9 protein-coding genes and 1 rRNA gene are annotated in these 9,529 nt (G+C 72.2%); 1 reads left to right on the forward strand and 9 read right to left on the reverse strand.

Translation table 11 applies throughout. The features are described 5' to 3' along the window. Positions 1-116: 116 nt before the first annotated feature. The 5 genes from recN to ACWEFB_RS23140 form a co-directional block, all read right to left on the reverse strand. Positions 117-1,874 carry a DNA repair protein RecN gene (recN, locus tag ACWEFB_RS23120; protein ID WP_452288481.1) on the reverse strand — a complete coding sequence of 586 codons (1,758 nt, stop codon included), beginning with the start codon at positions 1,872-1,874 and terminating at the stop codon, positions 117-119. Positions 1,875-2,273: 399 nt separating this feature from the next. Further along, complete coding sequence (locus ACWEFB_RS23125) at positions 2,274-3,158, reverse strand: NAD kinase (protein WP_326559380.1); 885 nt, start codon at positions 3,156-3,158, stop codon at positions 2,274-2,276. Next, positions 3,155-3,997 (reverse strand): TlyA family RNA methyltransferase, encoded by an 843-nt coding sequence (locus tag ACWEFB_RS23130; protein WP_326559381.1) that lies wholly within the window; start codon positions 3,995-3,997, stop codon positions 3,155-3,157. Before ACWEFB_RS23130 ends, ACWEFB_RS23125 begins: the two co-directional genes overlap by 4 nt. 30 nt (positions 3,998-4,027) lie before the next feature. Further along, complete coding sequence (locus ACWEFB_RS23135) at positions 4,028-4,282, reverse strand: hypothetical protein (RefSeq protein ID WP_452288484.1); 255 nt, start codon at positions 4,280-4,282, stop codon at positions 4,028-4,030. Next, the gene (locus ACWEFB_RS23140) at positions 4,279-4,875 is read right to left on the reverse strand and encodes a phasin family protein (protein WP_452288486.1); all 597 of its coding nucleotides are present in this window, start codon (positions 4,873-4,875) and stop codon (positions 4,279-4,281) included. The genes ACWEFB_RS23135 and ACWEFB_RS23140 overlap by 4 nt, the downstream gene beginning before the upstream one ends. A gap of 114 nt (positions 4,876-4,989) precedes the next feature. Between ACWEFB_RS23140 and ACWEFB_RS23145 the strand changes: the two genes are divergently transcribed. Beyond that, positions 4,990-5,328 (forward strand): alkyl sulfatase C-terminal domain-containing protein, encoded by a 339-nt coding sequence (locus ACWEFB_RS23145; RefSeq protein ID WP_326559384.1) that lies wholly within the window; start codon positions 4,990-4,992, stop codon positions 5,326-5,328. Between the two features lie 135 nt (positions 5,329-5,463). Here ACWEFB_RS23145 and ACWEFB_RS23150 read toward each other — a convergent pair whose 3' ends face one another. The 4 genes from ACWEFB_RS23150 to rrf all read right to left on the reverse strand — a co-directional run. Then, on the reverse strand, positions 5,464-6,510 hold the full coding sequence (locus ACWEFB_RS23150; protein ID WP_452288488.1) for an HAD-IIA family hydrolase: 1,047 nt from the start codon (positions 6,508-6,510) through the stop codon (positions 5,464-5,466). Further along, entirely contained in the window at positions 6,507-7,427 is a 921-nt protein-coding gene (locus ACWEFB_RS23155) for a Replicase polyprotein 1ab (RefSeq protein ID WP_452288502.1), read from the reverse strand. Before ACWEFB_RS23155 ends, ACWEFB_RS23150 begins: the two co-directional genes overlap by 4 nt. A gap of 8 nt (positions 7,428-7,435) precedes the next feature. Further along, positions 7,436-9,211 carry a hypothetical protein gene (locus ACWEFB_RS23160; protein ID WP_452288490.1) on the reverse strand — a complete coding sequence of 592 codons (1,776 nt, stop codon included), beginning with the start codon at positions 9,209-9,211 and terminating at the stop codon, positions 7,436-7,438. Between the two features lie 223 nt (positions 9,212-9,434). Further along, positions 9,435-9,529: ribosomal RNA gene (gene rrf / locus ACWEFB_RS23165) — 5S ribosomal RNA — on the reverse strand; the annotation flags it as partial.

The following is a 9,529-nucleotide window of genomic DNA, read 5'->3' on the forward strand; positions in this document are numbered from 1 at the left end:
GCGCGAGCACGACTTACCGGTCGCGACATGCTTGAGCAGGGTCGCAAGCAGGTCGTTACCTCAGGGAAGCACACCCATTGCCCGTTTGATGTGCCAGATGTCACAAATTCCCTCGCCTACGGGCGACGATCCTTGGCCGCCACGGCCAACAGTTCCTCGGCGTGGGCGATACCCAGATCCGAATCCGGCAAACCCGCGAGCATCCTGGCCAGCTCCCGGGCCCGGTCGGTGTCCTCCACGACCCGCACCCCACTGGTGGTCACCGCGCCTCCGGTGTCCTTGGCCACCACCAGATGCCGGTCGGCGAACGCCGCGACCTGCGGCAGGTGGGTCACCACCAGGACCTGGTGGCTGCGGGCCAACCGGGCCAGCCGGCGACCGATCTCCACCGCGGCCTGCCCGCCGACGCCCGCGTCGACCTCGTCGAAGACCAGCGTCGGCGGCCCACCGGAGCCGGCGAACACCACCTCGATGGCGAGCATGACCCGGGACAGCTCACCGCCGGAGGCTCCGCGCTGCAACGGCAGCGACGGTGCGCCCGGATGGGCCAGCAGCCGCAGTTCGATCTCGTCGGCGCCGTCCGGCCCGACACCGACCTCGACACCGTTGACCGTCAGCGTCGGTTCCGCCCGCCCGACCGGCCGGGGCAGCACCGCCACCTCGATCCGGGCGTGCGGCATGGCCAGTCCGGCCAGTTCGACGCTGACCTGCTCGGCGAACCGGACCGCCGCCTCGCGCCGGGCCGCCGACAGCCGGGTGGCCAGTTCGGCCACCTCACCGGCGAGCCGCTTGCGTTCCCGGTCCAGTTCCTCGAGCAGGTCGTCGGAGGTGTCCAGCTCGGACAGCCGGGTCCGGGCCCGGTCCGCCCAGGCCACCACACCGTCGACGTCGTCGGCGTACTTGCGGGTCAACCCGCGCAACGCGGCCCGCCGCTCGTAGATCATCTCCAGTCGGGCCGGGTCGGCGTCCAGGCTGGCGAGGTAACCGGAAAGCTCGGCCGAGACGTCGCCGACCAGGGTCGCCACCTCGGCCAACCGGCCGGCAAGGTCACCGAGGGTACGGTCGACGCTCGCCTGCGCCTCCAGCGTGCGCCGGGCGGTGCCGAGCAGTGCGGTGACGTCCGGTGTCTCGTCCGCCGGCTCGGTGCCACCGGCGACGCAGTGGTGTGCGAGCTGCGCGGCGGTCCGCAGCCCCTCGGCGTGCTCCAACCGCTGGGCCTCGGCCTTCAGGTCGTCGTCCTCGCCGACCTGCGGGTCCACCCGGGTGATCTCGTCCAACCCGAGCCGGAGCAGATCCGCCTCCTGGTTGCGCTCGCGGGCGTTGCGCCGCCGGTCGGCCAGGTCGTCCGCGACCCGGCGCCACTGGGCGTACGTCTCCCGCAGGGCGTCGAGCAGCTTCTCGTGCTCGGGGCCACCGAACCGGTCGAGCGAGGCACGCTGCTCGGCCGGGCGCAGCAGGCGCAACTGGTCGGACTGCCCGTGTACGGCCACCACCTGCTCGCCGATCTCGGTCAGCATCGACACCGGCATGCTCCGGCCGCCGACGTGCGCCCGGGACCGCCCCTCGACCGTGACCGTACGGCTGAGCAGCAGCCCCCCGTCCTCGTCCGGCTCGCCACCGGCGTCGATGATCCGGGTGTGCACCGCGGTCGCGGTCGGCTCGGTCAGCCGGAGCCGACCCTCCACCAGCGCGCGGCCGGGGTCGGCCCGGACCCGTCCCGCGTCGGCCCGGCCGCCGAACAGCAGCCCGAGGCCGGTCACCACCATCGTCTTTCCCGCGCCGGTCTCGCCCGTGATGACATTCATGCCACTGGTCAGTGGCAATGTGGTGTCCTCGATGACGCCCAGCCCGGTGATGCGAAGCTCTTCCAGCACAGCACCCGACAGTAGTGGCGAGGCCCGACACTTGACCACCCGACGGGCGGCACCAACCCGAGCGTTCGGCCCCGCGACGGGCCCGACCCGAGGCGAAACACCGGCACGCCGCGCCCCGATGGCGCCGAACACCCGGATCGGACAGCACTGCGTCAGGTCAGGACGCCACTGCGTCACCCTGCTGCGGTGTCATGTCCGGAACGTGACAAGAGCCTGTTTCATCAGGCAGCCGAGAACACGGTCGCCGGAACACGGCGGGTCGAGCCCACCGGGCGCGGTCGGTGGCGGCGTGAGCGCCGGTTCGAGCGGGCAGCGAGCCCTCGCTCGGACCACCACCGGTCAGCTCCCGGCAAGCTCGACGCGCTCGGCCGCGCCCCCGCCGACCCGTCGTCTCCCCCGCTAGCTACGGCCGCCGCGCCAGCCCTGCACCGGCAGGCCGAACTTGGCCACCAACCGGTCGGTGAACGGACGCGGCCGGAGCCGGACGATCCGCACCGGCAGGGCGCCGCGTTGCACCGTCACCCGCGCGCCCGGCGGCAGGTCGTAGACCCGTCGGCCGTCGCAGCAGAGCACGGCCAGGGTGGTGAACGGGTCCACAGTGATCACGAAGGTGGACGTGGGGGCGGTGACCAACGGGCGGCTGAACAGCGCATGCGCGCTGATCGGCACCAGCAGCAGCGCCTCCACCTCCGGCCAGACCACCGGGCCACCGGCGGAGAAGGCGTACGCGGTCGAGCCGGTCGGGGTGGCACAGACAACGCCGTCGCACCCGTAACGCGACAACGGCCGGCCGTCGACGTCGACCAGCAGCTCCAGCATCTGGGCCCGTTCGCCCTTCTCCACACTGGCCTCGTTGAGCGCCCAGGACTCGATCGTCGGGCCACCCTCGAACTCGGCCCGTACGTCCAGGGTGAGTCGCTCGTCCACTGTGTAGTCCCGGCTCACCACGTCCCGTACGGCCAGGTCCAGGTCGTGGATCTCCGCCTCGGCCAGGAATCCCACCTTGCCGAGGTTGATCCCGAGCAGCGGCGCCTTGGCCGGTCGGGCCAGGTCGGCGGCGCGAAGGAAGGTACCGTCGCCGCCGAGCGCGAACACGATCTCGGCACCCTCGGCGGCGGTGGTACCGCTCACCGGAACCACCCCGGGTAGGTCGAGGTCCTCCGCCTCCTCGGCGATCACCCGTACCTCGAAGCCCGCGGCGATGAGGTCCGCCGCGACCGTACGGGCGTGCTCGGTACTGCGCCGACGGCCGGTGTGCGTGACGAGCAGTGCCGTACGGCTCATCGGATCTCCTCTTCCTCCGTCGTCCGGCCCTCGCCGGCCAGACCGGCCAGCACCACCGCGCGCACCCGCTCCTCGTCGGCGGGTGGCGCGCCCTGGCGCAGCCAGACGAAGAACTCCACATTGCCACTCGGTCCCGGCAGCGGACTCACCGCCACGCCAGCCAGGCCCAGGCCCAGCTCGGCGGCGGAGGTGGCGACGTGGAAGACGGCCTCGGCGCGCAGCTCCGGATCCCGGACCACCCCGCCCGGTCCGACCCTGGTCCGGCCGACCTCGAACTGCGGCTTGACCATCAGCGCCAGGTCACCGTCCGGACTGGTGCAGCCGGCCAGCGCGGGCAGCACCAGCCGGAGTGAGATGAACGACAGGTCGGCCACGGTGAGGTCGACCTGGCCACCGATCAGGTCGGGGGTCAACGTACGGACGTTGGTGCGCTCGAACAGCCGTACCCGCTCGTCGCTCCGCAACGACCAGGCGATCTGCCCGTAGCCGACGTCGACCGCGACCACCTCGGCCGCGCCGCCGCGCAACAGCACGTCGGTGAAGCCGCCGGTGGAGGCGCCCGCGTCCAGGCAGCGCCGGCCGGTCACGGTGAGCCCGTCCGGGCCGAACGCGGCCAGCGCGCCGGCCAGCTTGTGCCCGCCCCGGGAGACGTACTCCTGGGTGGGGTCGTCGCCGATCACCCGGACCGCGTCCGCCGGGTCGACCATGGCCGCCACCTTGCGGGCGGCCATGCCCTTGACCTGGACCCGCCCGGCCTCGACGAGCGAAGCGGCCTGCTCGCGGGAACGGGCCAGACCGCGGCGGACGAGTTCGGCATCAAGCCGGGTGCGACGTGCCATGCGAGGGCTCTCCGGTGGGAAGGGGGTGCGTCAGGCCTGGTCGATGGTGGCCAGGGTCTCCTGAAGCGTATTGTGCGCGGCCTCGTACTGGGCGACCTGGTCCGCCGGGGGTAGGTCGGCGGCGTTCGCGATGGCCTGGAGGGCCGCGTCGACCGCCGGGTGCCCCGACCCGTCGGTGGCACCCGGGTCGCGGTGGTCGGCCGGACGGGCGACCGGGGGTGGTGCCGGCCGATAGCCCCCGGGTACGCCGGGACGCGGCGGTCCCGGTACGGGAGCGGTGCTCACTGCGGACCGGAGCCGGTGGCGGGCGGCAGCTTCTCCGCCGTGACCTTCTTGGCCGGCCGGGGCAGCCGCTTCGCGGCGATCTTCTTCGCGGTCGCCGGCGGGGGCTGTTCCGCCGCGGCCTTCTTCGCCAGGCTCGCGGCCCTGTTGGCCGCGGCCTTCTTCGCCACGGCCTTCTTCGCTACCGCCTTCTTCGCCACGGCGGCCTTCTTCGCCACCGGTTCGGGCGTGTTCTCGGGTCCTGCCGGAGCCGGCGCGGCGGTGGCCGGCGGCGGCGTGCTCGGACCGGCGGCGGCCCGCGCCCCCCGCAGGTCCCGTTCCAGCTCGGCGACCCGTTCGTTCAGGCTCGCGACCTCGTCCGCCGTCGCCAGACCGACCGCGCCGAGCGCCCGCTCCACCTCGAACCGGACAAGCTTGGTCATCGCCTCCCGGTTGGCGAGCCCGGTCGACCTCAGCTCCTCGGCCAGGGCCTGCAACTGGGCCGCGGTGGCGCCGCCCTGACCGACCAGCTTCCTGGCGACCGTCTGGGCCCGCTTCCTGGACGACTCCGTCACGCCCATGGCCAGTTCCAGGTAGGCCCGCCACGCGTCCTGCATACCCGAATCCTTTCGCTGTCGGACTATCAGCTGTCACGCTACCGGGCGCTGGTCACCCCCTGGTGCGGTACGGTGCCGGGGAACGTGCGTGGCGTGCGACGAGGAGGGCGAGCATTGGCCAGCGTTGACGAGTGCCGACAGGCGTTGCACGATCTGGCTGCGCGGATGGATGCGAACGCGGCCCAGGTCCGGGACCATGCCAACCTCGAGCGGACCCTGGCGTGCCGGGTCAGCGACCTGGACTACGCCTTCCACGGCCGGATCAGCGACGGACGACTGCTGGACCTCGCCGACGGCGACGATCCGGACGCCAAGATCGCCCTGACCACCACCAGCGAGGATCTTGTCGCCCTGGTCGCAGGCCACCTCGACATCCCGAAGGCGCTCGCGGCCCGGCGGGTGTCGGTCGACGCCAACCCGTTCGACCTGCTCAAACTTCGCAAACTGCTTTAAGCGGCACAAACTGTTCTAGCAGCGCAAACTGGAATAAGCAGAACGCCACGGCCGTGATCGGCCGTGGCGTTGCTTCGAGTGACCGGCGCCGCTTCCCGGGTCCGGCCCTGCGTCGGCTCGCGTCAGTTCAGCCGCTCAGCCGGACAGGCCGAGTTCGCGCAGGGCGCCGCCGGCGGCATCCGATCCCGGACGGACCGAGCTGACCGGGTGACCGGACCAGGCGAGGGCACAGAGCAGCCGCAGCGCGTCAAGCGGACGCCCGGCACCGGTCAGCGTGGGCGCCGCCCCGTCGACGGTGACCTGCCAGCCGCCCCCGGCGACCACGGCCGGATCCCCCTGCGGAGCGGGCAGGTCGTGCAGGCCCACCACCGCGTCGGCGTCGAACAGCCCCCGCAGGTCGTGTGCCACGTACGTCGGCCGGGTCGACGGTGACGCGAGAAGCAGGTCGGCCGCCCTACTCACCCCGGTCAGTACGAGCAGGCTGTCCATGCCGGCCCGGCCTGCTCCCTCGATGTCGGTGTCCAGCCGGTCCCCCACCGTCAACGGCCGCCGCGCCCCGTGCTGACGGGCGGCGGTACCGAAGAGGGCGGATTCCGGCTTGCCGACGACAAGGTCCGGTTCCCGGTCCAACGCCGTACGGAGCACCGCCACCAGCGAGCCGTTGCCGGGCAGCGGACCCCGAGGGCTCGGCAGCGTACGGTCGGTGTTGGTGGCGACCCAGAACGCACCCGCCCGGATCGCCACCGACGCCTCGGCAAGCTCGGTCCAGCCGACCTGCGGGCCGTAGCCCTGGACAACCGCGACCGGTGACTGGTCGGCCCGCTCGACCGGCGTCAGCCCGACGGCACGTACCTCCGCCCGCAGGGCCTCGGCACCGACCACGAGCACGGGCGCGCCGGCCGGGAAACGCTCGGCGAGCGCCGCCGCCGACGCGACCGCGGAGGTGAGCACCTCGCCGGGCTGGGCGTTGACACCCAGCCCGACGAGCAACTCGGCCACCTCGGCGGGACGACGGGACGCGTTGTTGGTCGCGTACGCCAACGGCTTGCCCTCGCCGTGCAACCGGGCCACCGCCTCGACCGCACCCGGAATGGGGCGGTCGATCAGGTAGATGACGCCGTCCAGGTCGAAGATGACCAGGTCGTACGCATCGACCAGCCGTTCGCCCTGGACGGCGCTCATGCTCCGACCGGCCCGGTACGGTCCGCCGACTTGTCCTCGGCGTCGCCACCCTGGTCCGACGATGTCGACTCCGAGCCGGCCTCGGTCACCGCGGTTGCAGTCCCATCGCCCGCCCCGCCGTCGACCACGTCAGCGCCATCCTCTTCATCGCTGTCGTCTTCGTCGTCTTCGTCGTCTTCATCGCTGTCGTCTTCATCGTCATCGTCATCGTCGTCTTCGTCATCGTCGTCGTCGTCTTCGTCTTCGTCGTCATCGTCGTCATCGTCGTCATCGTCGTCTACATCAGTGGCCTCGGCGTCGACGTCGTCACCGGCCTCGTCCTCGTCGAGTTCCTCGTCGCCCTCCAGGACAACGCCGTCGAGCTCGAGCAGCCGCTCGGCCGCGTCGGTCTCGGAGTCCTCGTCGGCTTCGGCCGCACGGGCGAACCACTCACGCGCTTCCTCACGCCGGCCGTTGGCGAGCAGCGCATCGGCGTAGGCATAACGCAGCCGTGCCGCCCAGGCCTCGTTGACGGCACCGGTGAGCTCGCGGACCTGCAGCATCGCCACCGCTGCGTCGCCCTGTCCCAGGTCACCTCGGGCGCCTGCGGCCACGATCAGCAGCTCGATCGCCTGCGCGGGGTCCATCGACTCACGGTCGGCCCCCCGGAACAGGTCGATCGCCCGCTCCGGCCGCCCGAGCGCCCGCTCACAATCGGCGAGTACGGGCAGGTGCGTCTGCTTGCCGCTCATCCGGTGGTACGTGCGCAGCTCGGCGATCGCCGTCTGCCACTCCCCCGCGTGGTACGCGGCCAGCCCCACTGCCTCCCGTACGGCTGAGATGCGCGACGCGAGTCGCCGGGCGGCGAGAGCGTGTGACAGCGCGAGCGCCGGCTCCTCGTCGATCAGTTGCCCGGTTGCCACCAGGTGCCGTGCCACCGTGTCCGCTACCGGCTTGGCCAGCGACAGCAATTCCGCCCGTACGCCGCTGTCCAGGTCGGTCGCGACGATCTCGTCCGGAAGTGCCGGAGCGTCGACGCCACCGATCTGGTCGCCATCGCGCGACGTGGCCCGGTCGAACCGGTTCGGGCCACTGTCTCCCCGTCCCCGGTCGCCACCTTCGCGGCCACGGTAGCCGCCATCCCGGTCCGAACCTGACGTCCCACGCCGGTCATCCTGGCGCGGCCGGTCGTCCCTGGCCGGACGCGATCCGCCCTGGTCACGCCGGAAGCCACCACGGGTGTCGCCGCCGGCGCCGCCTTCACGCGGCGGCCCCGAGCGGTAACCACCCTCACGCGGCGGACCGGAACGGTAACCACCCTCACGCGAACCGCCACCATCACGCGGACCGCTACGGAAGCCGCCCTCACGCGAGCCGCCGCTGTCCCGGGGACCGCTGCGGTAGCCACCCTCGCGAGAAGCGCCGCTATCGCGGGGGCCGGAACGGAAACCTCCGTCACGTCCTCCACCACGGGAGTCGCCGCCGGCTCCACCGTCACGCGGGGGCCCGGAGCGGTAACCGCCGTCACGGGAACCGCCGCCGTCGCGCGGACCCGAGCGGAAACCACCCTCACGCGGGCCGCTACGGAAGCCACCGTCGCGGGAACCGCCACGGGAGTCCCGGTCACCACCGAAACCACCCTCACGCGGCGGACCGGAACGGTAACCACCATCGCGCGAACCACCGCCGTCACGGGGACCGCTACGGAAACCACCCTCACGGGAACCACCACGGGAGTCGCCGCCGGATCCACCCTCACGCGGGGGGCCGGAACGGTAACCACCATCGCGGGAGCCGCCACCATCACGCGAACCGCCACGGAAACCACCGTCGCGGGAACCGCCACGGGAGTCCCGGTCACCACCGAAACCACCCTCACGCGGCGGACCGGAACGGTAACCACCATCGCGCGAACCACCACCGTCACGGGGACCGGAACGGAAACCACCCTCACGCGGGCCGCTACGGAAGCCACCGTCGCGGGAACCGCCACGGGAGTCCCGGTCACCACCGAAACCACCCTCACGCGGCGGACCGGAACGGTAACCACCGTCACGGGACCCACCGCCGTCACGGGGACCACTACGGAAACCACCGCCACGGGAGTCGCCGCCGGCTCCACCGTCACGCGGCGGCCCGGAGCGGTAACCACCGTCACGGGAACCGCCGCCGTCGCGCGGACCCGAGCGGAAACCACCCTCACGCGGGCCGCTACGGAAGCCACCGTCGCGGGAACCGCCACGGGAGTCCCGGTCACCACCGAAACCACCCTCACGCGGCGGACCGGAACGGTAACCACCATCGCGCGAACCACCGCCGTCACGGGAACCGCCGCTGTCACGAGGGCCTGAGCGGAAACCACCCTCACGCGGCGGACCGGAACGGTAACCACCGTCACGGGACCCACCACCACCATCACGGGGGCCGGAACGGAATCCGCCCTCGCGGGAGCCGCCGCCGTCACGCGGGCCGCTGCGGTAGCCACCCTCGCGGGAGCTACCGGCGCCATCGCGGGGGCCGGAGCGGAAACCACCATCGCGGGGACCCCCACGGGAGTCCCGGTCACCACCGAAACCACCCTCACGGGATCCACCACTGTCACGCGGACCCGAGCGGAAGCCACCATCGCTTCGGCCGCCGCCTCGGTAGCCGCCACCACCGCCAGCGGCGCCACCGGAACCGCCTCGCTGGCCACCGCCTCCGGCGTAGCCACCACGGTCACCTGACCCACCACGGGAGTCCCGATCGCCCCGGTAGGGCGGGCGGTCATCCCGGCGCGGGGATCCGCCGCGACCACCGTCACGGTAGGGGCGATCGTCGTTTCGGCGCTGACGGTCGTCGCCCTGCGGTCCTGAACTCACGGGTACATCCTTCCTCATGGCACTGGTGCCGGAACAACGCAGTCAAGGGCCGACCCGGATGGGGCGGCCCTTGACTGGAAGATTGTCCGGCGGCGTCCTACTCTCCCACACCCTCCCGAGTGCAGTACCATCGGCGCTGGAGGGCTTAGCTTCCGGGTTCGGAATGTAACCGGGCGTTT

Source organism: Micromonospora sp. NPDC004704, assembly GCF_053601675.1.